The organism is Domibacillus sp. 8LH (genome assembly GCF_038806185.1).
In the GTDB taxonomy this organism is placed as follows: domain Bacteria; phylum Bacillota; class Bacilli; order Bacillales; family Domibacillaceae; genus Domibacillus; species Domibacillus indicus_A.
Map to the genome: position 1 here is coordinate 1 of NZ_JAVJNG010000345.1, position 234 is coordinate 234.

Genomic DNA, 234 nt, shown 5'->3' on the forward strand with positions numbered 1-234 from the left:
CGTGTACAAGCAGTGACAGACTTTGTTGCTTATGCAAAGGAAGAAATGTCCAATTATGATGTGGATGTGGCTGTTGATATTTTCGGTTATGCTGCAACGATTGAAGAAGCACCAGGCATTGGGCAAAACTTCTCCAAAAATTCTGACAACGTGGATGTCATCTCCTCTATGATTAATCCTAGCCATTGGACTTCTTAGTTTGGTATTGAAGTTCCAGATAAAGAACCGTATAAG

General features: G+C 40.2%; 1 protein-coding gene. It reads left to right on the top strand.

The window, feature by feature from the left end; genetic code table 11:
- The coding region (locus tag RG959_RS24960; RefSeq protein ID WP_342799382.1) for a putative glycoside hydrolase at positions 1-198 on the top strand (198 nt) is incomplete at its 5' end.
- Between the last annotated feature and the right edge of the window lie 36 nt (positions 199-234).